The sequence below is a fragment of the Janthinobacterium sp. GW822-FHT07A03 genome, assembly GCF_058798815.1.
Map to the genome: position 1 here is coordinate 1 of NZ_JBXAKW010000055.1, position 552 is coordinate 552.

1 protein-coding gene is annotated in these 552 nt (G+C 47.3%); it reads left to right on the forward strand.

The features are described from left to right. A partial coding sequence (locus AC1RJW_RS29770) for a hypothetical protein (protein ID WP_493048123.1) occupies positions 1 to 192 on the forward strand: 192 nt, incomplete at its 5' end. Between the last annotated feature and the right edge of the window lie 360 nt (positions 193 to 552).

The window sequence follows — 552 nt, forward strand, 5'->3', positions numbered from 1 at the left end:
TTAATTGTTAAAGAACTGTATTCGGTTACTGCTTTCGCGCTATCGACAAAGCGTTGTGTTTGTCAGCTGCGAAGAAGAAAGAGTATGAAGCATTTCGCTAAATCCGTCAACCTTCTTTTTACTACCCTCACCGTTTCCAGTGATCCCGTTGTTTCGCAAACTGCTGCGTCTCATTGGGGAGGCGAACTATAGCAAAGCTGTACGCAGGCAGCAAGGTTTATTCTAAGAAAGTGTGAAATTTAATTACTCGATGCCATATCACCATCAAATTAACCAGGTAATGCCATGCGGAACGCCCTGGTGCCCGCTGAAGATGCGCAGGCAGCCGCACCAGCTCAGCGCCGGCCAGGCCGCTCCAGGAGCATCAATAAGGAAGTTAATGCCGGTTGAGGGCTGAATTACCAATAATTTCTGGAAAATAAATCTCCAGACGAAAAAAAACCCCACCGGAATCCGGCGGGGTTTTTCTCTACTGCAAATAACAAGCCTGACGATAACCTACTTTCACACTGGTTGCAGCACTATCATCGGCGCAAAGTTGTTTCACGGTCC